The following is a 22,798-nucleotide window of genomic DNA, read 5'->3' on the forward strand; positions in this document are numbered from 1 at the left end:
GAATCGTTGGGACCGGTGCCGAAAAGCGCGTGGAACGGGCGGGTCCGAAACGCATCACGCGGACGGGTCCGAAGCGCATCACGCAGATGAGTCCGGAGCGAACAACGCGGGTGGGCCGGGACACAGCACGGGGACCAGTGTGACGAGCGGCCCGTCGGTTCACCCGCTGCGGCCCCCGGCCGCGAGCCGGACGATGTCCACCCGCGACCGGATCCCCAGTTTCCGGTAGACCCGGGTGAGCGTGGCCTCGACCGTCTTGACGCTGATGAACAGCCGGCCCGCGATCTCGCGGTTGGTGGCGCCCTCCATCACGAGGGCGGCGACCTGGCGTTCCGTCGCGGCCAGCGCGTCGAGCGCCACGGAGGCGGTCACCGGGGCGACACGCGCCGGGTTCGCGGCGGCAGCGGTCTCCGCCTGGCGCAGCCACGGCAGCGCGCGGCAGCGCCGGAACAGCCGTACCGCCTCGTCGTACGCGGCCGGACCCGGCCGGTCCGTGCGCAGTGCGGCGAGGGCGTACGCGGCCCGCGCCTCCTCCAGCCCGTGGCCCAGCCGGGCGAGCCGGTCCTGCGCCGACGTCAACTGCCGTACGGCGGCGGCCGTGTCGCCCCGTGCCGCCCGCGCGAGGGCCTCCGCCCGGTCGAGCACCGCGAGCACGCTCTCGCGGCCGAGGCGCAGCGCCCGGACCCGCGTCGTGTCGATGACGTCCTGGGCCTCCGCCGGCTCACCGATCCTGACCAGCGCCTCCGCGAGGTCCCCGTGCCAGCGGCCGCGCGCGGGATCGGTGACCCCGAGGCTCTCCTCCAGCTCCCTGACCCGGCGCAGCGCCCGGACGCACTCCGGCGCGTCCCCTGCCACCAGGTAGGCGTGCCCGAGGGCGCCCAGCGCACGCGAGAGGTAGATGAGGTCGCTGTCCTCCTCGGCGCGCTCCACCGCCTCGCGGGCCAGCGAGAGCGCCTGGTCCAGATCGCCGCCCGCGGCCTCCGCGAGCGAGGTGACCATGGCGGTGGCCGCCTCCCCGATCCCGGTGTCCCGGGCCAGCCGCAGGCTCTCCCGGGCGAGGTCGAGGGCACGGCCGCAGTGCCCGGCCCGCAACTCCGTCTCGGCGAGCCCGCGCACGAAGTGCACCTCGCTCTCGACCATCCCGCGCCGCCGCACCTCGCGCAGCAGCGCGGTGATCGTCGTCCGTGCCTCGGCGAGCTGGTCGCCCATGACCAGCCAGCGGAAACGGGCCGCGCCGGCGCCGTTGTGGTCGCACGCCACCCGGGGGTCCTGCGGCTCGCGCATGGCCCGCTTGATGGTCGCGGGCGCGTCGGAGTGCCCCATCAGGGTCTCCATCTGGGCCTGGAAGGCGAGCGCGAGCAGCTCGGTGCGCCGGTCCCCGGCGCGCTCGGCGAGCTCGGCGGCGCGTGCCGCCTCCTCGCGGCCCTTCGCCATCTCGCCCTCCAGGAGCAGCGCCCGCCATGCCAGTTGGTAGCGCACGAGCGCGAGCAGCCCCGGCTCGTCGCCCGCGTCGGCGAGGGCCTGCGGGAAGACGGCGTCGACCTCGGCCATGGCCTGCCCGGCCGCGTCGATGACGACCATCCAGGCCCGTACGCGGTCGGCGGCCCCGGTGGCGCGGCCGAGTACCTCGCGGGCGATGTCCCGGGCGAGGTCGGTCTCCCCGGCGGTCAGCGCGTCCTCCGCCGCCTGGAGCCGCCGCTCGTCCGGGCCGGGGGAGGTGTCCGGCGGCGTGTGCCGGGCGGCCAGCAGATTCAGTCCGGCGGCGACCGAGGGGGCGCCGCGGTCCCGGGCCGCGGACGCCGCCTCACCCAGCCGGGCGGCCACCTGGGCGTCGGTGCCGGTGGTGGCCAGCGCGAGGTGGCGGGCCCGTTCGATGGGGTCGGAGGCCGCCGTGGACAGGGCGGCGTGGGCGGCGCGCCGCTCCTGCGGGGTGGCCTCGGCGTACACGGCGGCCGAGATGAGGGGATGGGCGAACCGGATGCCGGGGCCCTCCCGCTCCGGCGCGAGCAGTCCGAGCGCGGCGGCCGACGCGGTCTCCGTCTCGGCGTTCTCACGGCCCGCGGCGCGCAGCAGCGCCTGGGTCGGGCGGGCGCCCGCGCTCGCGACGAGCAGCGTGCGGCGGGCCTCGGCGGGCAGCATCCCGATGCGGTGGAGCACCAGCGCGCGCAGTGAGGTCGGCACCGGCAGCGGCTCGCCCGGCTGGGGGGCCGCCGGGTTCTCGGCCAGGGCCCGGCCGAGCTCGAGGGCGAAGAGGGGGTTGCCGCCGCTGGTGCGGTGGATGTCCCGTACGGCCGAGCGGGGCAGGCCGGTGTAGCCGCGGCGGCCGAGCAGCTCGGCGACCTGCGTGCGGGAGAGCGCGTTGACGCGGACGGCCAGGGTGTCCGGGGGCAATGCGCGTAGATGATGGTCGTGCCCTTGGGTCTCGGGCTCCGTCTCCGTACGCACCGCGCACAGCATCCGCACCGGCATCTCGCCAAGACGGCGGGCGGCGAACCCGAGCAGTTCGGTGCTGGCCGAATCCAGCCACTGGAGGTCGTCCGCGACGATGAGCAGGGGGCCCCGGGCGGCCAGGGCCCGGAAGGCGGACAGCACCGCGAGCCGCAGGGCGAGACCGTCGCGCTGCAGGGTGGACTCGCCGCGGCCGGTCAGGGCGGACTCCAGGGCGGTGCGCTGCGGGGCGGGCAGCGCGTCGGACACCTCGTCGACCACGAGTCCGAGGAGGTCGGCGAGGGCCAGGAAGGGGAGGTGGGATTCGGACTCGGTGGCCGAGCAGCGCAGGACGGTACGGGCCGCACCGGCGTATTCCGCGGCCAAGGCCCGCAGTACGGTCGACTTTCCTATTCCGGCGGGTCCGTGGACCAGCACGCTGCCGCCCCGGGAGAGCTGGGCGCGGGCACCCGCGAAGAGGTCCTCCCGGCCGATGACCAGGTCGGAGCGGGGCCGCGCGGGCTCCTGGAAGTCCCCTGTCACGGTCACCGCTCCCCTCGTGCGTCGCGTCCGGCCAATATTAGGCAAGGAACCCTCGAAATCCGGACGGTCGAGAAGGTGAGGGAAATAACAAGAGTGCGGCATAAGGCATTTCAGTGCCGAGCCGAATGAATGGAGACATCTCGCGCCAGGCGCGCCCCGTCCGACGGCGCCGGCTCTCGTCCGCCGACACCGGCTCCCCGCCCGCCGCTCCCGTCTCACGCGGCCCAGGTCCACGCGGCCCTGGCGGACACTCACCGGCGTTCCGCGGCCCGCGCAGGCCCGCTTCCCTGGCGGACACGCCCGCGGCGCGCTTCCCGGCAGGCACGACCCTGGACGACCTCGGCTCGGCTCCCACGGGGGCCAAACCCGGCCGCCACCAGCGCCTGCGCGCGGCGGAGTCCACGGGGGCCGGCCCCGGCTTCTGAACGGGTCCGTCCCGGCCGCCGCCGCACACGCCGAGCGGGTCTTTCGGTGCCTGCCCCGGCCTGCCACGGGCCGCGCCGCACTCGCCCTCGCCCGGCTAGGTCTACGGGGGCCAGGCCCCGGCTTCTGGACGGGTGCGTCCCGGCCGCCGCCGCACACGCCGAGCGGGTCTTTCGGTGCCCGCCCCGTCTGCCACCGGCCGCCGCGCCCGGCGGGGTCTACGGCGCCCGCCCCGGCTTCTGGACGGGTGCAGCCCGAGCCGCCGACGCCCACGCCCGCGCCCGGCGAGGTCTCCGCAGCCTGCCCCCGCCTGCCATAGGCCCGCCGCGCACGCCCGCGCCCGGCGAGGTCGAGGACGCCCATCCGCCCCCGGCGGTCGGCTACGGCAGCAGCCCAGCCCGGCGGGCCGCGACGACCGCCTCCGTGCGGGTGTGGGCGCCCAGCTTGCGCATGGCCGAGCGCAGGTAGCTCTTCACGGTCTCCGGCCGGAGACCGAGCCGCTCGGCCGCCGCCGCATTGGTGGCGCCCGCCGCCACACAGGCCAGGACGTCCACCTCCCGCGCGGCCAGCCCGGGAACGGGGGCGGCGGTCGCCCCGGCCGGCTCCGGCGACGCCGCCCGGGCCAGGCGCCCGCAGGCCCGCAGCAGCTCGGCCCGCAGCGCCGGGTCCTCCACCCGCGGCGCCAGGGCCCGCAGGGCGCCGTGCGCCTCCCGGACCTCCTCCCACGCCGCCCCGGACACCGCGTCCGGCGCCTGGACCGCGGCCAGCAGACTCCGCGCCTCGTCCCGGACGACCAGCGCCTGCTCCAGGTCCCGCGCCGCCTCCACCGCCGCCGCCAGCGTCCGGTCGCCCAGCGGCCGGGCCGTCCGCAGGGCGCCGTAGAGGACACCGCGCACCCGGCGCCGTACCACCACGGGCACGGCGAGGACCGAGCACAGCCCCTCCGTGGCGACCGCCACGTCGTACTCGTGGCTGATCTGCCGCGACGACGAGTAGTCCGTGACCGCGCACGGCCGGGCGAGGGCGACCGCCTTGCCGCCCAGGCCGTTGCCGGAGGACACCGCGAGCGCGCTGAGCGCGGCCGTCGCCGTGCCGCTGAGTACGCTGATGCGCACCTGCCGGCGTCCCGGCTCGAACAGGCCGCCGAAGGCGACCGGCAGCCCCGTCGTACGCCGCAGCCGCATCAGCGCTCCACGCATCTCGACCGCCTCGGCTGCGTCAGCTGCCACGTGCTCGCCCCTTCATCGCGGCGCACCCCCGTTCGGGGGTGGTGAGACCTGCATCACGGATTACACGATGTTAGGTGGCTGTCCGGCAACGAGGAGGACACATGACGGCGAAGACGAGCGCGACGGACGACTTCCGGACCGCACGGGACTTCCTGCTGGCACATCGCGAGGACTACGCGGCCGCCTACGCGGGGTTCGACTGGCCCCGCCCGGAGTACTTCAACTGGGCGCTCGACTGGTTCGACGTCATCGCGGAGGGCAACGACCGGACGGCCCTGCACCTCGTCGAGGAGGACGGCACCCGCGTCCAGGTCTCCTTCGCCGAGATGTCCGAGCGCTCCGACCGGGCCGCGAACTGGCTGCGCGCCCAGGGCGTCGGCGCGGAGGACCGCATCCTCGTGATGCTGGGCAACCAGGTCGAGCTGTGGGAGACCGCCCTGGCCGCGATGAAGCTGCGCGCCGTCGTCATCCCGGCGACCCCGCTGCTCGGCCCCGCCGACCTGCGCGACCGCGTCGAGCGCGGCCGGGTCCGGCAGGTCGTCGTCCGGGCCGAGGACACCGGCAAGTTCGCCGACGTGCCCGGCGACTACACCCGGATCGCGGTCGGCGGCCCGCCCGAGCGGGACGCCTCTTCCGAGAGCGCCGGCTGGCTGCGCTACGAGGAGGCGTACGAGGCCCCCGCCGCGTTCGAGCCCGACGGGCCCACCCGGTCGGACGACCCGCTGATGCTGTACTTCACCTCGGGCACCACCGCCCGGCCCAAGCTGGTCGAGCACACGCACACCTCGTACCCGATCGGCCACCTCGCCACCATGTACTGGATCGGTCTGCGGCCCGGTGACGTGCACCTGAACATCTCCTCGCCCGGCTGGGCCAAGCACGCCTGGTCCAACCTCTTCGCCCCGTGGAACGCGGAGGCGACCGTCTTCATCCACAACTACACGCGCTTCGACCCGGCCCGGCTGATGGCGGAGATGGACGCCGCCGGCGTCACGACCTTCTGCGCCCCGCCGACCGTGTGGCGCATGCTCATCCAGTCCGACCTGGGCCGGCTGCGCACCCCGCCGCGCGAGGCCCTCGCCGCCGGGGAACCCCTCAACCCCGAGGTCATCGAGCAGGTGCGGCGCGCCTGGGGCGTGACCGTCCGGGACGGTTTCGGGCAGACCGAGACGGCGGTCCAGGTCTCCAACAGCCCCGGCCAGCCGCTGAAGACCGGCTCGATGGGCCGGCCCAGCCCCGGCTTCCGCGTCGAGCTGCTCGACCCGGTGTCCGGCGCCCCGGGGGTGTCGGAGGGCGAGATCGCGCTGGACCTCTCCAACCGTCCGGTGGGCCTGATGACCGGCTACCACGGCGACGCCGACCGCACCGCCGAGGTCATGGCGGGCGGCTACTACCGCACCGGCGACATCGGCTCCCGCGACGAGGACGGCTACATCACCTACGTGGGCCGCGCGGACGACGTGTTCAAGGCGAGCGACTACAAGATCTCCCCGTTCGAGCTGGAGAGCGCCCTGCTGGAACACGAGGCGGTGGCGGAGGCGGCCGTCGTCCCCGCCCCGGACGAGCTGCGGCTCGCCGTCCCCAAGGCGTACGTCGTGACGGCCGAGGGCTGGGAACCGGGCCCCGACACCGCGAAGGTGCTCTTCGAGCACTCGCGCGACGTCCTCGCTCCCTACAAGCGCATCCGCCGGCTGGAGTTCGGCGCGCTGCCCAAGACCGTCTCCGGCAAGATCCGCCGGATCGAACTGCGCGAGGCCACCGCCGCGGGTTCGGCCGCGGAGTACCGCGAGGAGGACTTCCGATGAGTGACTCCGCACCGCCCGCAGCGAGTTACGCGCACGGCACCAGTACGACACCGCTGCTCGGCGACACCATCGGGGCCAACCTGGACCGGGCGATCGCCGCCCACCCCGGGCGGGACGCGCTCGTGGACGTGGAGTCCGGACGCCGTTGGACGTACGCCGAATTCGGCGCGGCCGTCGACGAGGTGGCGCGCGGACTGCTCGGCAAGGGCGTGCTCAAGGGCGACCGGGTCGGCATCTGGGCGGTGAACTGCCCGGAGTGGGTCCTCGTCCAGTACGCCACCGCCCGCATCGGCGCCATCATGGTCAACATCAACCCGGCCTACCGCGCCCACGAGGTCGAGTACGTCCTGAAGCAGGCGGGGATCTCCGTCCTGATCGCCTCACTGGCGCACAAGGGCAGCGACTACCGCGCCCTGGTCGGCCAGGTCCGTGAGAAGTGTCCCGAACTGCGCGAGACGGTCTACATCGGCGACCCGTCCTGGGACGCGCTGACGGCAGCGGCGGCCTCGGTGCCGCAGGGGCAACTTGCCTCCGCCGCAGCCGAGTTGAGCTGCGACGACCCGGTCAACATCCAGTACACCTCGGGCACCACGGGCTTTCCCAAGGGCGCCACGCTCTCCCACCACAACATCCTCAACAACGGCTACTGGGTGGGCCGTACGGTCGGTTACACCGAACAGGACCGGGTGTGCCTGCCCGTGCCCTTCTACCACTGCTTCGGCATGGTCATGGGCAATCTCGGTGCCACCTCGCACGGCGCCTGCATCGTCATCCCGGCGCCGTCGTTCGACCCGGCGGCGACACTGCGGGCGGTGCAGCAGGAGCGCTGCACCTCGCTGTACGGCGTGCCGACGATGTTCATCGCGGAACTGAACCTCCCCGACTTCGCGACGTACGACCTGTCCTCCCTGCGCACCGGGATCATGGCGGGCTCGCCCTGCCCGGTCGAGGTGATGAAGCGGGTCGTCGCCGAGATGCACATGGCCGAGGTGTCCATCTGCTACGGCATGACCGAGACCTCGCCGGTGTCGCTGCAGACCCGCCGGGACGACGACCTGGAGCACCGCACGGGCACCGTCGGCCGGGTCCTGCCGCACATCGAGGTGAAGATCGTGGACCCCGTCGACGGGGTGACGCTGCCGCGCGGCACGGCGGGCGAGCTGTGCACCCGCGGCTACAGCGTCATGCTCGGCTACTGGGACGAGCCCGAGAAGACCGCGGAGGCCGTCGACCCGGGCCGCTGGATGCACACCGGGGACCTGGCCGTGATGCGCGAGGACGGCTACGTCGAGATCGTCGGCCGCATCAAGGACGTGATCATCCGGGGCGGCGAGAACATCTACCCGCGCGAGATCGAGGAGTTCCTCTACGCCCACCCGAAGATCGCCGACGTCCAGGTCGTCGGCGTGCCGCACGAGCGCTACGGCGAGGAGGTGCTCGCCTGCGTCATCCCCCGCGACCCGGGCGACCCGCTCACGCTGGAGGAGCTGCGGGCCTTCTGCGAGGGGCAGTTGGCGCACTACAAGATCCCGAGCGCGCTGCGCGTCCTGGAGTCCTTCCCGATGACGGTGTCGGGGAAGGTCCGCAAGATCGAGCTGCGCCAGGGGTACGGGGCGTAGCGCCTCCCGTCCCCGGGGCCGCCCGCGTCCTTGCGGGACCGGCCCCCGGGGGCCCCGCCGTCAGGGCCGCGCCGCGACCAGCTCGTCGGCGCTGCGGTTGACCGGCTGCGGGGTGCCCGTGAGGTCGAGGACGAAGAGCGGGACGCGCAGGTGGTCGGCGCGGTCCCGGGCGTCGTCCGCGAACCCGGCGAGCGAGAAGTACACGCACTCCGCCGACTCCGTCATGGCCGTCAGCCACAGACACTCCACGTCCCGCACGGACGCCGGGCGCACGGTCGGGTCGACCTGTGCCACGACGCCCCGGGCCGCGATGCCGATCCCCGACGGGGGCCGCTGGTCGGCCCGCCGGATGTCCTCGTACCCGAGCCATCTGAGATAGAGGGCGGCGGCGGTGACGGCGTCCCGGGCCGTCCGGATGGTGACGGGCTGGAACGCGGCCCGCCGGGCGCGCGCGGCGACCCGGGGGAGAGGGCCGCGCCGGACACGGTCGGAGGAGCCGGACGCGGCGGCCGACGACACGGTCCTGCCCATTCCGGTACCGGTACCGGTGCCTGTTCCGGTAGTGGTGCCGCCGCGGGGGCGGGCGTTGGGGCTGGTACTGGTTCCGGCACCAGTGCCGGTGCCGGAACTGGCGCTGGTACCAGTGCCGGTGCTGGAACTGGCGCCGGTGCCAGTATCAGCACCAGTGTCGGTCTCGGAACCAGTGCCGGCACCAGCGCCAACACCGGTACCGGTACCTGCGTCGGTCCCGTTCCCTGCGTCGGTACCGGCACCCGTGCCCGTATCAGCACCGCCCCCGCCCCCACCCCCCGAGTCGGAGTCGCTCTCGGCCCGCGCGGGCCCGCCGGTGTCACCGTCCCGTACGGCCGGGGTCACCGGGATTCGCAGGGCCGTGCCGCACGGGCACGCCAGTTCCGGGTGGGGCCACTCGTGCGCGCGGCCGCAGGCGTCGCAGCGCACGGTGACCCAGTCCTCGTCCCAGGTGCGGTGGGTGACGGAGACCGGCCCCGCGTCGGGGTCGAGCGACGGTGTGACGGGCGCACCGCACACGCAGGGGTAGGACGGCGCGGCGTAGAGGTGCTCGCGGCGGCAGGCCGGGCACCGCACCGGCACGCTCTCGGCCATGGCCCACTCCAGGACAGACGGGGCGTCGGACAGACGTGGCGTCGGGACAGCGCCCCCATCGTCCTCCAGCCAGCGCCCTCCCGGCAGCGAAACGGCCGGACCGCCGGGGCCGGATCGCGCCACGGCGCACCGCATGGCCCGGCACCCGGACATCCCTTGACGGCCCGTCCGCACGCCACTTACATTGCTTCCAGATAGTAGAAGTTAGTTTCCGCAATACGGAATTCGTGATGCGGGGTCCACACGGATCACACGGCTCTCCGAGGGGCGCGACGGGAGCGCGAATCCGCCAGCCGAAGCAGGAGTACTCCATGGCTCGTATGACCGCTGCCCGCGCGGCAGTCGAGATCCTCAAGCGTGAGGGCGTCAGTGACGCGTTCGGTGTCCCCGGCGCGGCGATCAACCCCTTCTACGCGGCCCTCAAGGCCTCCGGCGGGATCAGCCACACCCTGGCCCGGCACGTCGAGGGCGCCTCGCACATGGCGGAGGGCTACACCCGGACCCACCCGGGCAACATCGGCGTCTGCATCGGGACGTCGGGACCGGCCGGCACCGACATGATCACCGGCCTCTACTCCGCCATCGGCGACTCGATCCCGATCCTCTGCATCACGGGCCAGGCCCCGACCGCCGTGATCCACAAAGAGGACTTCCAGGCCGTCGACATCGCCTCGATCGCCAAGCCGGTGACCAAGATGGCGGTCACGGTCCTGGAGGCCGCCCAGGTCCCCGGCGTCTTCCAGCAGGCCTTCCACCTGATGCGCTCCGGCCGTCCGGGCCCGGTCCTGATCGACCTGCCCATCGACGTCCAGCTCACCGAGATCGAGTTCGACCCGGAGACGTACGAGCCGCTGGGCGTCTACAAGCCGGCCGCGACCCGGGCCCAGATCGAGAAGGCGCTCACCCTCCTCAACGAGTCCGAGCGCCCCCTGATCGTCGCCGGCGGCGGTGTGATCAACGCGGACGCCTCCGAACTGCTCGTCGAGTTCGCCGAGTTGACCGGCACTCCGGTCGTCCCGACGCTGATGGGCTGGGGCATCCTGCCCGACGACCACGAGCTGAACGCCGGCATGGTCGGCCTCCAGACCTCGCACCGCTACGGCAACGCGACCTTCCTGGAGTCCGACTTCGTCCTCGGCATCGGCAACCGCTGGGCCAACCGTCACACCGGCAAGCTGGACGTCTACACGGCCGGCCGGAAGTTCGTGCACGTCGACGTCGAGCCCACGCAGATCGGCAGGATCTTCGCCCCGGACTTCGGCATCGCCTCCGACGCGAAGGCCGCGCTGGAGCTCTTCGTCGAGGTGGCACGGGAGTTGAAGGCGGCCGGCCGGCTGCCCGACCGTTCCGCGTGGGCCGCGTCCGCGCAGGAGCGAAAGGCCACGCTCCAGCGCCGCACGCACTTCGACGACATCCCGATCAAGCCGCAGCGGGTCTACGAGGAGATGAACAAGGCCTTCGGACCCGAGACCCGGTACGTCACCACCATCGGCCTGTCGCAGATCGCCGGCGCCCAGATGCTGCACGTCTACCGGCCGCGGCACTGGATCAACTGCGGTCAGGCGGGCCCGCTCGGCTGGACGGTCCCGGCCGCGCTCGGCGTCGCGAAGGCCGACCCCGAGGCGCAGGTCGTGGCGCTCTCCGGCGACTACGACTTCCAGTTCATGATCGAGGAACTGGCCGTCGGCGCGCAGCACCGGATCCCGTACGTCCACGTCCTGGTCAACAACGCCTACCTGGGCCTGATCCGGCAGGCGCAGATCGGCCTGGACATCAACTTCCAGGTCAACCTGGAGTTCGAGAACATCAACTCCCCGGAACTGGGCGTCTACGGCGTCGACCACATCAAGGTCGTCGAGGGCCTCGGCTGCAAGGCGATCCGGGTCACCGACCCCGCCGAACTGGGCGCGGCCTTCGAGCAGGCCAAGAAGCTCGCCGCCGAGTACCGGGTGCCGGTGGTCGTCGAGGCCGTCCTGGAGCGCGTCACCAACATCGCGATGAGCAGGACGAACGACATCAGCGAGGTCGTCGAGTTCGAGGAGATCGCGACCGAGCCGGGCCACGCGCCCACCGCGATCAGGACGCTGAAGGTCTGACGCGGGCGGTCATCCCCGTACGACGGCCGAAGGGCGGCTCACCCACCGGTGAGCCGCCCTTCCGCCGTGCCCGGGACCCGCGCCCTCGCGCGGGTCCCGCCCCCGTGTGCTTCCCCCGTGGTGCCGTGGTGCCGTGGTGCTCGCCGTGAAGCGTCCTCCGTCGTGCGGTGGTGCTTCCCCCGTTCATGAGGCCCGCCGCCCCCGTGCCGGCGGGCCTCATAGGGCGAGGATGTGCCTCGGGCGCGGGGAGTTGAAGCCCTCGCACCGGTGTTCAGAGGTTGATTTGAGGGTTCCGTAGGCGGAGTACGCACGCTGGTGTACGCCGTGGCCAGGTCCCGCGGACGCGGCCGGCGCCCCGTCCCGCGGTCAGCGTGCCGGGTGCTCCGAGAGGCCGGGCCAGTCGTCCGGGCCGCCGCCCTGCCACTGGACGATGTCGCTCTCCTCGACCTCGGTCTCGTCCAGGCCCGCCTCGCGCAGGATCTCGACGACGTCGTCGAGGTGGGACGCGACGCCGAGCTCCTCGTCATCCGCGGTGACCCTGCGCGAGCCGTCCAGGCCGGGCGCGTGTACGACGATGCTGGGATGGTCCATGCCCCCAGGTTCCTGCGCGCCGCCGCGTTCCGCACGTCGGCGCGGCAGGCGCGCACGACGCGCAGCGCCGGGTACGGGACCGTCCGTACCCGGCGCTGCGAGCCGGTGAGCTGTGCTGTTGTTGCCGTCCGACGGCGCGAGGCTGGGCGCGACAGGACGTTCGCGCCGCCGGACGGGGTCTGTGTCGTCCCCGGAGGGATGTGGCTGGGGGACCGCGGCGGATGCGATGGGACCGGGACCTCCCTTCCCTCAGGTCGAGAAGGGAGTCCTGGGCCTTGACCACCGCACTGGCTCGCACACCGCCGCGGCCCCCGTCCTGCCCGGACCAGCCGGTGGACCACCCCTCATCCGGGTCCTGGGCTGTCGCGGGCGTCCTGGGGTGAGGCTCAGTCCTCGCGCAGGGCGCGGACGGCCTCCTCCACGCGCTTGCCGTACTCGGGGTCGGCGGCGTGGAAGTGGGCGAGGTTCTTCTCGACGACGTCGTCGCGGGAGACCTGCGAGAGGCCGCCGGCGATGTTGGCGATCAGCCGGGACTTCTCGTCCGCCGACATCAGCCGGTACAGCTCGCCCGCCTGGAAGAAGTGGTCGTCCTTCGTGTGCAGCGGGGCCTCGTGCGTGCCGGTGTGGCCGGCGACGGGAAGCGGCGCCGACAGCGGGCGGCCGGTCTCGACGGGACCGTCGTAGGAGTTCGGCTCGTAGTTCTTCGCGCCGCGGCCCTGCGGGTTGGCGGCCATCAGGCCGTCGCGGCCGTAGTTCTCCGCGACCGTCGCCCGCGGGGCGTTGACGGCCAGCTGGGTGTGGTTGACGCCCAGGCGGTAGCGGTGCGCGTCCGCGTAGGCGAACAGGCGGCCCTGGAGCATCTTGTCGGGGGAGGGGCCGATGCCCGGAACGAAGTTGTTCGGGGAGAAGGCGGCCTGCTCGACCTCGGCGAAGACGTTGTCGGGGTTGCGGTCCAGCACGAGCCGGCCCACGCGGCGCAGCGGGTAGTCCGCGTGCGGCCACACCTTGGTGAGGTCGAAGGGGTTGAAGCGGTAGTCGGCCGCCTCCGCCGCCGGCATGAGCTGGACGTAGAGGGTCCAGGACGGGTTGACCCCGCGCTCGATGGCCTGGAGCAGGTCCGTCTGGTGGGAGTTGGCGTCCTTGCCCGCGATCTCCTGGGCCTGCTCGGTGGACAGGCAGCGGATGCCCTGGTTCGTCTTGAAGTGGTACTTGACGAAGAAGGCCTCGCCCTCGGCGTTCGTCCACTGGTAGGTGTGCGAGCCGTAGCCGTTCATGTGGCGGTAGGAGGCCGGGATGCCGCGGTCGCCCATCAGCCAGGTGATCTGGTGCGTGGCCTCGGGGGCGTGCGCCCAGAAGTCCCATACGTTGTCCGGCTCCTGACGGCCCGTGAACGGGTCGCGCTTCTGGGAGTGGATGAAGTCGGGGAACTTGATGGGGTCCTTGATGAAGAAGACCGGGGTGTTGTTGCCGACGAGGTCGTAGTTGCCCTCCTCGGTGTAGAACTTCACCGCGAAACCGCGCGGGTCGCGCACCGCGTCCGCGCCGCCCAGGTTGTCGGCCACGGTCGAGAAGCGCAGGAAGAGCTCGGTGCGCTTGCCGACGGTGCTCAGGAAGTCGGCGTACGTGAAGTCCGTGACGTCGTCGGTCACTTCGAAGTAGCCGTACGCGCCGGAACCGCGGGCGTGCACCACGCGCTCCGGGATGCGCTCGCGGTTGAAGCGCGCGAGCTTCTCCAGAAGGTGCTGGTCCTGGAGGAGGAGCGGGCCGCCGACGCCGGCGGTGGCGGAGTTCTGGTTGTCGGCGACCGGAGCGCCGGACTCGGTCGTAAGCACGCGCTTCGACATCGTGGACCTTCCGTACGAGGGGCAGCGGAAAGCTGCTTCCGCTTCGTGGAGCCTAGGTTCGGGGCGATCCGGGCGTCAACAGTTTGTTGAATCCCGGTGGTCGGTGCTGAGTTCCGGGCGGCGCCGCCGCCTGGGCGCGACAGGACAGGTGTCAGCGGCGGCGCCGCCCGGAGATCTGGGGGCTCTGGATCAGAGCTGTGCGCCGGAGAGGCGCTCGACCGCGCGCAGCAGCGCGGAGTGGTCGAGGTCGCCGTCGCCCTGGGCGCGCAGGGACGCGACGAGCTGGGCGACCACGGCGCCGACCGGCAGGGCGGCACCGACGTTGCGGGCGGCGTCCGTGACGATGCCCATGTCCTTGTGGTGCAGGTCGATGCGGAAGCCCGGCTTGAAGTCGCGGTTCAGGAAGTTGTCCTTCTTGCGCGTCAGCACGGTGGAGCCTGCGAGCCCGCCGTTCAGCACGTCGAGAGCGGCCTTCAGGTCCACGCCCGACTTCTCCAGGAAGACCACGGCCTCGGCGCACGCCTGGATGTTCACGGCGACGATCAGCTGGTTGGCGGCCTTCACGGTCTGACCCGAACCGTGCGGGCCGCACAGCACGATGGTCTTGCCGAGCGCCTCCAGGACCGGCTTCGCCTCGTCGAAGTCGGCCTGCTCGCCGCCGACCATGATCGACAGGACGGCCTCGATCGCACCGGCCTCACCGCCGGACACGGGGGCGTCCAGGACGCGGATCCCCTTGTCCTTCGCGGCCGCGGCCAGGTCCACCGAGGTCTGCGGGGTGATGGAGGACATGTCGACCAGCAGGGCGCCGGACTTGGCGTTCTCCAGGATGCCGTCGGGGCCGTACGCGATCGCCTCGACCTGCGGGGAGGCCGGGACCATCGTGATCACCACGTCGGCGTCGCGCACCGCCTCGGCGATCGAGCCCGCCGCCGTGCCGCCGGCCGCGGACAGCCGGTCCAGCTTGTCCTGCTCCAGCGTGAAGCCGGTGACGTCGTAGCCGGCCTTGATCAGGTTCTCCGACATGGGGGAGCCCATGATGCCGAGACCGATCCAGGCGATCTTGGGAAGGTTGCTGCTCATGAGGGTGCCTCTCTACTGCTGTGCTGCGTCTGGGGGTTGCCGCGGTGCGTGGGCCGTCAGCGGGCCGCGCGCGACTCGCGCGGCAGCCAGTCGAACGCCTCGGCGCTCGGGCGGTCGCCCGGCTTGTACTCCAGGCCGACCCAGCCGGCGTACCCGGCCTTCGCGAGCCGGTCGAGCAGGTCCTCCAGCGGGAGGGAGCCCGTGCCCGGCGCCCCGCGGCCGGGGTTGTCGGCGATCTGCACGTGACCGGTCCGGTCGGCGTACCGCTCGATCACCGACGGCAGGTCCTCGCCGTTCATGGACAGGTGGTAGAGGTCCATGAGGAACCTGGCGTTGCCGAGACCGGTCGCCTCGTTCACCCGGTCGACCACGGCGACGCCCGCGGGTGCGGACACCAGCGGATAGCGCGGCGACTCGGGCGCGTTGAGGGTCTCGATCAGCAGGACCGCGCCGATCCGGTCGGCTGCGCGCGCGGCCAGGACCAGGTTCTCCAGGGCGAGCGCGTCCTGCTCGGCCGGGTCGACGCCCTCGACGCGGTTGCCGTACAGCGCGTTCAGCGCCTTGCAGCCGAGCGACTCGGCGAAGGAGGCGGCCACGTCGATGTTGGCGCGGAACCGCTCCGACTCCGTGCCGGGGAGCGACAGGGCGCCCCGGTCGGGACCGGGCAGCTGCCCGGCGTAGAAGTTCAGGCCCGTCAGCTGGACGCCCGCGTCCTCGATCGCCTTCTTCAAGGCGTCGAGCTCGGACCGCTCGGGGGTGGGGGAGTCGACCCAGGGCCACCACAGCTCGACCGCGGTGAAGCCCGCCGCGGCGGCGGCCGCGGGGCGCTCCAGGAGCGGGAGTTCCGTGAAGAGGATCGACAGGTTGACGTTGAAGCGCTGCTCTGCGAATCCCATGGGGTCGGCGCTCCCTTCCGTATCGATGTTCCGTATTGCGGAAGTTCGTTTCTGCTTAATGGAAGATTGCCGTCGGGTGTCGGAGCTTGTCAAGAGGGGGCTGCCGGAAAATCGGCACCGCGCAGTAGGTTGAGCGCGTGCGATTGAGAGTGGAGTTCACGACCGAGCCCTTCGACCTCGACGAGGCCCCCCGGCACGCGCTGGTCGCCCGTGAGGTCATCGAGGCGGCCGAGCTGGACGCCGTCGACGTCGGCCCGTTCGGCAACACCGCGGAGGGGGCCACCGACGACGTGCTCACCGCCGTCGACGCCCTGCTTCGCAGGTCCCTGGAGGCGGGCGCCACCCGCGTCTCGCTGCAGGTCAACGTGGTCGGCGCCGCCGGGGAGGGCGATAAGTGACCGGTATCGGGGACGACCCCTTCGTCACGGCGGTCAAGCCGCTGGTCGACGCCATGGGCGGCGAGATGCTCGCGCCCGGGGAGGCCGGCGCCGACGACGTCGTGCTGTCCTGGGAGGGCGCGGACGTCGTCGCCGTACGGCTGCCCCAGCTCGCCGACTCGCTGGACCACATCCTGGCCGCCCTGGAGCGCAAGCAGGGTAGGCCCCTGGCCGACCTGGACCGCAAGGCCAAGCAGGAGGTCGTACGGGTACTGGAAGCGCGCGGCGCCTTCTCGGTGCGGCACGGCGTGGAGACCGTCGCGAGCGCCCTCGGCGTCAGCCGCTTCACCGTCTACAACTACCTGAACCGCGAGAAGGAGTCCTGAGCCGGGACACCGGACCGAGGCCCTGACCAGGGCGGACGCGGCGCGCGTGGCCGTGTCGGAACAGCCCGCGGCGAGCCGCCGCCCGTATCGTCCGGGCGGCGGTTTTTTGTTACCCGGATTTTTCAACAAAGTGTTGACGTGGTGTTTCCGAGGGCGTTAGCTATCCGCAGCCCGTCCAGCACAAGGCCACGGAGGCTTCCCGTGACGTCGAGTACGACACCTGGCGGTCTCGCCCGGTTCAACGCCCTGGAGGAGCACGCGGCCCTCGCCGCACTCCACGAGGCGTGCGCCTCCACGGCATGGGCGCGCCGCCTGCTCGCCCACCGCCCCTACGCCACCGCCGACGACCTCCTCGCCGCGAGCGACGCCGCCATGGCCGAGCTGACCCGCGCGGACCTGGCCGAGGCAATGGCCGGGCACCCGCCCATCGGGCGCCCCAAGCCCGGGGACCCGACCTCCTCCCGGGAGCAGCGCGGCATGGCCGGCGCCTCCGAGGAGCTCAAGGCGGAGATGCTCGACCTGAACCTGGAGTACCAGGAGAAGTTCGGCCACGTCTTCCTCATCTGCGCCACCGGCCGGACCGGCGAGCAGATGCGCGACGCGGTCAAGGAGCGCATCGGCAACGCGCCCGAGCAGGAGCGGGAGATCGTCCGCACCGAGCTGGGAAAGATCAACCGCATCCGGCTGACCGCCCTCGTACAGGAAGAGCAGGCATGAGCACCGACAGCACGGCCTCCGTGTCCACCCACATCCTGGACACCAGCGTCGGCCGCCCCGCCGAGGGCGTCCCGGTCCGTCTCGCCGCCCGCGGTGGACGCGACGCGGACTGGCGGCCGCTCGGCGGCTCCGCGACGGACGCGGACGGACGGTGCAAGGACCTGCCGGCGCTGCCGGAGGGGACGACCCACGTACGGCTCGACTTCGCCGTCGAGCCGTACTTCGAGAAGAAGCAAGCCGATGCGCAGCAGGACGCCCCCGCGAACCGGGACAGCGGCGCGTTCTTCCCCGAGGTGGCGATCACGTTCGCCGTCGCACCGGGCGAGCACTACCACGTACCGCTGCTGCTCAACCCGTTCGGCTACTCCGTTTACCGAGGGAGCTAGCAGACATGACCGACCGATCCCGCCCTGCCCGCATGACCATGCTGGGACAGAACCAGTACGGCAAGGCCGAGAACCGCGTCGTGAAGATCACGCGCGACGGCGACACGCACCACATCAAGGACCTGAACGTCTCCGTCGCGCTGAGCGGCGACATGGACGACGTGCACTACTCGGGTTCGAACGCGAACGTCCTGCCGACGGACACCACCAAGAACACGGTGTTCGCCTTCGCCAAGGAGCACGGCATCGAGTCCGCCGAGCAGTTCGGCATCCACCTCGCACGGCACTTCGTGACCTCGCAGGAGCCGATCCACCGGGCGCGCATCCGCATCGAGGAGTACGCCTGGGAGCGCATCGCCACCTCCGACGCCAACTCGCGGTTCATCGGCGCCGACGAGGTCAACCACTCCTTCGTGCGCAAGGGCCAGGAGACCCGGGTCACCCAGGTCACCTTCGACGGTGAGAAGTGGGAGGTCGTCTCCGGCCTCAAGGACCTGGTCGTGATGAACTCGACGAACTCCGAGTTCTGGGGCTACGTCAAGGACAAGTACACGACGCTCAAGGAGGCGTACGACCGCATCCTGGCGACGCAGGTGTCCGCGCGCTGGCGGTTCAACTGGACCGACGACGAGCAGCGGATGCCGCACTGGGAGAAGTCGTACGAGCAGGTCAGGAAGCACATGCTCCAGGCCTTCGCGGAGACGTACTCGCTGTCCCTGCAGCAGACCCTCTACCAGATGGGTTCGCGCATCATCAACCACCGCAGCGAGATCGACGAGGTCCGCTTCTCGCTCCCGAACAAGCACCACTTCCTCGTCGACCTGGAGCCCTTCGGCCTCAAGAACGACAACGAGGTCTACTACGCGGCCGACCGCCCGTACGGCCTCATCGAGGCCACCGTCCTGCGCGACGGCTGCGAGCCGCTCATCCCGGTGGACCTCACCAACCTGTAGTACTGCCGCAGCGGCCGAACCGGGCCGCAGCAGTACTGCTGCCCTACCCCCGACGCGTGCGCCGGCGTCGACATCCCAGGGGGAGAGCGGGGGCATCTGCGCAACAACAGCACCACGGACCCGGTCGTCACCCCGCTCGACCCCCGGGTCCGTCCGCCAATGGGAAGAACGAGGAACCGCCGTGGCAGTCGAGCGCATCGTCATCGAGAACTGCGCCATCGCGACCGTGGACGCAGGCGACACCGAGTACGCCTCGGGCCACATCGTCGTCGCCGGCAACCGGATCGAGTCGGTGGGAGCCGGAAAGGCCCCCGAGAACCTGGAGAACGTGGTCCGCCGCATCGACGGAACCGGGCACCTGGCGACCCCCGGCCTGGTGAACACGCACCACCACTTCTACCAGTGGATCACCCGCGGCCTGGCCACGGACCACAACCTCTTCAACTGGCTCGTCGCGCTCTACCCGACCTGGGCGCGCGTCGACGAGCGGATGGCGTACTCCGCCGCGCAGGGCTCCCTCGCCATGATGGCCCGCGGTGGCGTCACCACCGCCATGGACCACCACTACGTCTTCCCGAAGGGCTCCGGCGACCTGTCCGGCGCCATCATCCGGGCGGCCCGCGAGACCGGTGTCCGCTTCACCCTCGCCCGCGGTTCGATGGACCGCAGCGAGAAGGACGGCGGGCTGCCGCCCGACTTCGCCGTCGAGACCCTCGACGGGGCGCTGGCCGCCACCGAGGCGACCATCGACGAGCACCACGACGCGTCCTTCGACGCCATGACCCAGATCGCCGTCGCGCCCTGCTCGCCCTTCTCCGTCTCCACCGAACTCATGCGGCAGGGAGCCGAGTTGGCCCGCCGCAAGGGCGTACGGCTGCACACGCACGGCTCGGAGACCGTGGAGGAGGAGCAGTTCTGCAAGGAACTGTTCGGCATGGGCCCGACCGAGTACTTCGAGTCCACCGGCTGGCTCGGCGAGGACGTGTGGATGGCGCACTGCGTCCACATGAACGACTCCGACATCGCCGCCTTCGCCCGCACGAAGACCGGCGTGGCCCACTGCCCGTCCTCCAACGCCCGGCTCGCCGCGGGCATCGCCCGCGTCCCCGACATGCTGGCGGCCGGCGTCCCGGTCGGCCTCGGCGTCGACGGCACCGCGTCCAACGAGTCGGGCGAACTGCACACCGAACTGCGCAACGCCCTGCTGATCAACCGCCTCGGCGCCCACCGCGAGGCCGCCCTGAACGCCCGTCAGGCGCTGCGCCTCGGCACGTACGGCGGCGCCCAGGTCCTCGGCCGGGCCACGCAGATCGGCTCCCTGGAGGCCGGCAAGCTCGCCGACCTGGTGCTGTGGAAGCTGGACACCCTGGCCCACGCCTCGATCGCCGACCCGGTGACCGCGCTGGTCTTCGGCGCGGCGGCCCCGGTCACCCTCTCGCTCGTCGACGGCAGGCCGGTCGTCGAGGACAGCCGGCTCCTGAACGTCGACGAGGACGCCGTCGCCCGCTCCACGCGGGACGAGGCACAGCGCCTCGCGCGGATCGCCGCGCAGGCCTGACCAATTGGAGATCTCCGGCTGAGGGGGACGGCCCTCGGCCGGTAGCCATGGACCCGAGCGGGGTCCGTGGTGGCCGTGTCCGGGGAACGCGCACACAGGTGCGGGTTCCCCGGGACGGTCTCCGTCGCGAGGACGCCGGGGGACCGGTGCGCCCCGCGGCGGCCATCGCCCCGGAGACCCCCTCTCCGTGACGTATCGTCCCGGTCCCGCACGACCGCGCATCACCTCCCTGAAACCCGCGTCGCCGCCGTGGCGGACGCGTAACCGACCGGAGGAGCCGCCGTGGCCGCCCAGCCCGCGCCCCGCACCGATGCAGTCCCCACTGGTGTGTCCAAGCACCCGGTGGACGAGAAACTCCCGCCCCTGAAGATGGCCGCCAGCGGCCTCCAGCACGTCGCAGCCATGTACGCGGGAGTGGTCGCCCCGCCGCTGATCGTCGGCGCCGCCGTCGGTCTGTCCGGAACCGAACTGACCTTCCTCACCGGCGCCTGCCTGTTCACCGCGGGCCTCGCCACCTTCCTGCAGACCCTCGGCTTCTGGAAGATCGGAGCCAGGCTGCCGTTCGTCAACGGCGTGACCTTCGCCGGCGTCGCGCCGATGACCGCCGTCGTCGCCTCCGCCGACGACAAGAGCGACGCGCTGCCGATCATCTTCGGCGCCGTCATCGTCGCCGGTGTCCTCGGCTTCATAGCCGCCCCCTTCTTCTGCAAGGCGGTCCGCTTCTTCCCGCCGGTGGTCACCGGCACCGTGATCACCCTGATCGGCATCTCGCTGCTGCCCGTCGCCTTCGGCTGGGCCCAGGGACCGAACCCCGCGGCCCACGACTACGGTTCGAAGACCAATCTGGGTCTCGCCGCCGTCACGCTCGTCATGGTGCTGCTGCTGCGCCGCTTCACCCGGGGCTTCGTCAAGCAGATCGCCGTCCTGCTCGGCCTGGTGCTCGGCACGCTCGTCGCGATCCCGTTCGGCGTCACGGACTTCGGGCCGGTCGCCGACGCGGACGTGGTGGGCTTCCCGACCCCGTTCCACTTCGGCGCCCCGCAGTTCCAGGTAGCCGCGATCCTCTCGCTGTGCGTGGTGATGGTGGTCTCGATGACCGAATCGACCGCGGACATGCTCGCGTTGGGCGAGATCGTGGAACGGCCCGCCGACGAGAAGACCATCGCGGCCGGTCTGCGCGCCGACACCCTCGGCTCGGCACTGAGCCCGCTCTTCAACGGCTTCATGTGCAGTGCCTTCGCGCAGAACATCGGGCTCGTCGCCATGACGAAGGTGCGCAGCCGGTACGTCGTCGCGACCGGCGGCGGGTTCCTGGTGCTGATGGGGCTGTGTCCGATGGCCGCCTCGCTCATCGCGGTCGTCCCCCGGCCGGTGCTCGGCGGCGCGGGTGTCGTCCTGTTCGGCTCGGTCGCCGCGAGCGGCATCCAGACCCTGGTGCGGGCGGGACTGGAGAAGGACAACAACGTCTTGATCGTGGCCGTCTCGATCGCCGTCGGCATCATCCCGATCACCGCGCCGGAGTTCTACCACGCCTTCCCGGAGACCGCGAAGATCGTCCTGGACTCGGGGATCTCGACCGGCTGCGTGGCCGCCGTGCTCCTCAACATCGTCTTCAACCACCTCGGCAAGAACCAGGACGCGGAGGACGTCACCCATCCCATGGAGGCGGGCGAGGAACTCGGCCCGCGTGGCAAGGCGCTGCCGGCCCACTGACGACCGGGCGCACCACGGCGGTCCGGCCTCCGGACAAGGCCGCCGCCACCGCGGCACACGGAGGGCGCGGCACCCACGCGGGTGCCGCGCCCTCCGCCGTCCGCCCCGGGCCGCTGCTCCGGGCGGCCGGTCAGCCGATGTGGAAGCTGTCCCCGTAGACCTTCCAGTCCAGCGGCGGGTTCAGGTTCAGGTTCCGCTTCTGCAGGAAGACCCGCTGGGCCGTGTCGACGCGGCTGGTGTCCGAGTGGGCCTCCTCCTGCTTCATCGCCCAGACGCGCGCGTCGAGGAAGGCGTTCAGGTACGTCACCTCGTCGCCTCCCTGGGCCGGCGGCTTGGCCTTGGCCAGTGCCCGGCGGCGGATGCTGCCGAAGCTGGTGCTGTCGCCGCCGTCGCCGTGCATCACGATGGCGTCGTAGTACGCGAACTGGCCGAGGACGCCGATGCCGTCGGACTTGCCCTGCCGGACGGCCGGGTTGAAGTACACCCGGTCGCGCTCGTCGTTCTGCGCCTGCTGGAACACCGTGTCCTGGGCGGCCCTGCGCCAGTCGGCCGGGAAGTTCGGGTCCAGACCGTCGTGCGAGTCGGTGCCGTCCACGTCACGCAGCGCCGGCAGGTACTTGGCGAGCACGTTGCCGGGCTTGCGGCGCGCGTACAGCTCGACCAGGTCGAGCATGTCGCCGGTGCCGGAGCAGAAACCGATGATCCCGGCGGTGTAGCCGCGACCGTCGCCGATGTCCTCGATGTACTTGTACTGCGCCTTCCAGTCCAGCGAGGAGTTCTCCGCGCTGGAGACCAGCTTCATGGCGATCTCCTTCTTCGCCGGGTCGTCGAGACCGACCGGGGCGGCCGTCGCCGTCTGGGTCGCGATGACCGGGGCCGCCACGAGGGAGGCTCCGATCAGCGCGAGCAGCGTGCGGCGCGAAGTACGTATGTGGGGGGTGTGCACGGTACCTCCAGTGAGGGGAGTACGTCGTTCACGAACTGTTAGGAAGGTTTCCTACCAGACTTTGCGGGTGACGTATACCCG

Annotated in this window: 18 protein-coding genes; 10 read left to right on the plus strand and 8 right to left on the minus strand. The window is 71.9% G+C overall.

The window, feature by feature from the left end; all coding sequences use genetic code 11:
- Window positions 1-159: 159 nt before the first annotated feature.
- Together ACZ4VA_RS09525 and ACZ4VA_RS09530 are read right to left on the minus strand one after the other, a co-directional pair.
- Window positions 160-2,976 carry a helix-turn-helix transcriptional regulator gene (locus tag ACZ4VA_RS09525; RefSeq protein WP_389390354.1) on the minus strand — a complete coding sequence of 939 codons (2,817 nt, stop codon included), beginning with the start codon at window positions 2,974-2,976 and terminating at the stop codon, window positions 160-162.
- 797 nt (window positions 2,977-3,773) lie between these two features.
- Window positions 3,774-4,622 (minus strand): helix-turn-helix transcriptional regulator, encoded by an 849-nt coding sequence (locus ACZ4VA_RS09530; protein WP_356166860.1) that lies wholly within the window; start codon window positions 4,620-4,622, stop codon window positions 3,774-3,776.
- A gap of 101 nt (window positions 4,623-4,723) precedes the next feature.
- Between ACZ4VA_RS09530 and ACZ4VA_RS09535 the strand changes: the two genes are divergently transcribed.
- Window positions 4,724-6,427 carry an AMP-binding protein gene (locus ACZ4VA_RS09535; protein WP_468080623.1) on the plus strand — a complete coding sequence of 568 codons (1,704 nt, stop codon included), beginning with the start codon at window positions 4,724-4,726 and terminating at the stop codon, window positions 6,425-6,427.
- Window positions 6,424-8,046 carry an AMP-binding protein gene (locus ACZ4VA_RS09540; RefSeq protein WP_468080625.1) on the plus strand — a complete coding sequence of 541 codons (1,623 nt, stop codon included), beginning with the start codon at window positions 6,424-6,426 and terminating at the stop codon, window positions 8,044-8,046. The genes ACZ4VA_RS09535 and ACZ4VA_RS09540 overlap by 4 nt, the downstream gene beginning before the upstream one ends.
- A 60-nt stretch (window positions 8,047-8,106) precedes the next feature.
- Here ACZ4VA_RS09540 and ACZ4VA_RS09545 read toward each other — a convergent pair whose 3' ends face one another.
- Entirely contained in the window at window positions 8,107-9,006 is a 900-nt protein-coding gene (locus ACZ4VA_RS09545) for a hypothetical protein (protein ID WP_468080740.1), read from the minus strand.
- Window positions 9,007-9,482: 476 nt separating this feature from the next.
- Between ACZ4VA_RS09545 and gcl the strand changes: the two genes are divergently transcribed.
- Complete coding sequence (gene gcl / locus ACZ4VA_RS09550; RefSeq protein WP_356166852.1) at window positions 9,483-11,267, plus strand: glyoxylate carboligase; 1,785 nt, start codon at window positions 9,483-9,485, stop codon at window positions 11,265-11,267.
- Window positions 11,268-11,633: 366 nt separating this feature from the next.
- Here gcl and ACZ4VA_RS09555 read toward each other — a convergent pair whose 3' ends face one another.
- The 4 genes from ACZ4VA_RS09555 to ACZ4VA_RS09570 all read right to left on the minus strand — a co-directional run bounded on the left by ACZ4VA_RS09555 (window position 11,634) and on the right by ACZ4VA_RS09570 (window position 15,681).
- A complete protein-coding gene (locus tag ACZ4VA_RS09555) occupies window positions 11,634-11,858 on the minus strand; it encodes a hypothetical protein (protein ID WP_356166849.1) in 225 nt (74 codons plus the stop codon).
- 386 nt (window positions 11,859-12,244) lie between these two features.
- Complete coding sequence (locus ACZ4VA_RS09560; protein WP_356166846.1) at window positions 12,245-13,702, minus strand: catalase; 1,458 nt, start codon at window positions 13,700-13,702, stop codon at window positions 12,245-12,247.
- A gap of 189 nt (window positions 13,703-13,891) precedes the next feature.
- On the minus strand, window positions 13,892-14,785 hold the full coding sequence (locus tag ACZ4VA_RS09565) for a 2-hydroxy-3-oxopropionate reductase (protein ID WP_355795096.1): 894 nt from the start codon (window positions 14,783-14,785) through the stop codon (window positions 13,892-13,894).
- A gap of 56 nt (window positions 14,786-14,841) precedes the next feature.
- Window positions 14,842-15,681, minus strand: a complete 840-nt coding sequence (locus tag ACZ4VA_RS09570) for a TIM barrel protein (protein WP_356166843.1) — start codon at window positions 15,679-15,681, stop codon at window positions 14,842-14,844.
- A gap of 137 nt (window positions 15,682-15,818) precedes the next feature.
- Here ACZ4VA_RS09570 and ACZ4VA_RS09575 point away from each other — a divergent pair, with 137 nt between their 5' ends.
- The 7 genes from ACZ4VA_RS09575 (at window position 15,819) to ACZ4VA_RS09605 (ending at window position 21,771) form a co-directional block, all read left to right on the plus strand.
- Complete coding sequence (locus ACZ4VA_RS09575; protein WP_468080630.1) at window positions 15,819-16,079, plus strand: YkoF family thiamine-binding protein; 261 nt, start codon at window positions 15,819-15,821, stop codon at window positions 16,077-16,079.
- A complete protein-coding gene (locus ACZ4VA_RS09580) occupies window positions 16,076-16,444 on the plus strand; it encodes a helix-turn-helix domain-containing protein (RefSeq protein WP_356237815.1) in 369 nt (122 codons plus the stop codon). Before ACZ4VA_RS09575 ends, ACZ4VA_RS09580 begins: the two co-directional genes overlap by 4 nt.
- Before the next feature lie 201 nt (window positions 16,445-16,645).
- On the plus strand, window positions 16,646-17,161 hold the full coding sequence (gene uraD, locus ACZ4VA_RS09585; protein ID WP_356166837.1) for a 2-oxo-4-hydroxy-4-carboxy-5-ureidoimidazoline decarboxylase: 516 nt from the start codon (window positions 16,646-16,648) through the stop codon (window positions 17,159-17,161).
- A complete protein-coding gene (gene uraH, locus ACZ4VA_RS09590) occupies window positions 17,158-17,547 on the plus strand; it encodes a hydroxyisourate hydrolase (RefSeq protein WP_355786851.1) in 390 nt (129 codons plus the stop codon). The genes uraD and uraH overlap by 4 nt, the downstream gene beginning before the upstream one ends.
- Window positions 17,548-17,552: 5 nt before the next feature.
- The gene (gene pucL, locus ACZ4VA_RS09595; protein WP_355786854.1) at window positions 17,553-18,500 is read left to right on the plus strand and encodes a factor-independent urate hydroxylase; all 948 of its coding nucleotides are present in this window, start codon (window positions 17,553-17,555) and stop codon (window positions 18,498-18,500) included.
- Window positions 18,501-18,681: 181 nt separating this feature from the next.
- The gene (locus ACZ4VA_RS09600; protein WP_452921712.1) at window positions 18,682-20,058 is read left to right on the plus strand and encodes an 8-oxoguanine deaminase; all 1,377 of its coding nucleotides are present in this window, start codon (window positions 18,682-18,684) and stop codon (window positions 20,056-20,058) included.
- Between the two features lie 327 nt (window positions 20,059-20,385).
- Window positions 20,386-21,771, plus strand: a complete 1,386-nt coding sequence (locus ACZ4VA_RS09605; RefSeq protein ID WP_355786860.1) for a nucleobase:cation symporter-2 family protein — start codon at window positions 20,386-20,388, stop codon at window positions 21,769-21,771.
- A gap of 130 nt (window positions 21,772-21,901) precedes the next feature.
- Here ACZ4VA_RS09605 and ACZ4VA_RS09610 read toward each other — a convergent pair whose 3' ends face one another.
- Window positions 21,902-22,717: a chitosanase gene (locus tag ACZ4VA_RS09610; protein ID WP_356237818.1), complete on the minus strand. Its 816-nt coding sequence runs from the start codon at window positions 22,715-22,717 to the stop codon at window positions 21,902-21,904.
- Between the last annotated feature and the right edge of the window lie 81 nt (window positions 22,718-22,798).

This window comes from Streptomyces sp. NPDC028308 (assembly GCF_055565855.1).

Coding starts and splice junctions, on each gene's coding strand:
- uraH (WP_355786851.1), top strand. CDS start 17,158: ATGAGCACCGACAGCACGGCCTCCGTGTCCACCCACATCCTGGACACC.
- ACZ4VA_RS09555 (WP_356166849.1), bottom strand. CDS start 11,858: ATGGACCATCCCAGCATCGTCGTACACGCGCCCGGCCTGGACGGCTCG.
- ACZ4VA_RS09535 (WP_468080623.1), top strand. CDS start 4,724: ATGACGGCGAAGACGAGCGCGACGGACGACTTCCGGACCGCACGGGAC.
- ACZ4VA_RS09560 (WP_356166846.1), bottom strand. CDS start 13,702: ATGTCGAAGCGCGTGCTTACGACCGAGTCCGGCGCTCCGGTCGCCGAC.
- ACZ4VA_RS09565 (WP_355795096.1), bottom strand. CDS start 14,785: ATGAGCAGCAACCTTCCCAAGATCGCCTGGATCGGTCTCGGCATCATG.
- pucL (WP_355786854.1), top strand. CDS start 17,553: ATGACCGACCGATCCCGCCCTGCCCGCATGACCATGCTGGGACAGAAC.
- gcl (WP_356166852.1), top strand. CDS start 9,483: ATGGCTCGTATGACCGCTGCCCGCGCGGCAGTCGAGATCCTCAAGCGT.
- ACZ4VA_RS09570 (WP_356166843.1), bottom strand. CDS start 15,681: ATGGGATTCGCAGAGCAGCGCTTCAACGTCAACCTGTCGATCCTCTTC.
- ACZ4VA_RS09540 (WP_468080625.1), top strand. CDS start 6,424: ATGAGTGACTCCGCACCGCCCGCAGCGAGTTACGCGCACGGCACCAGT.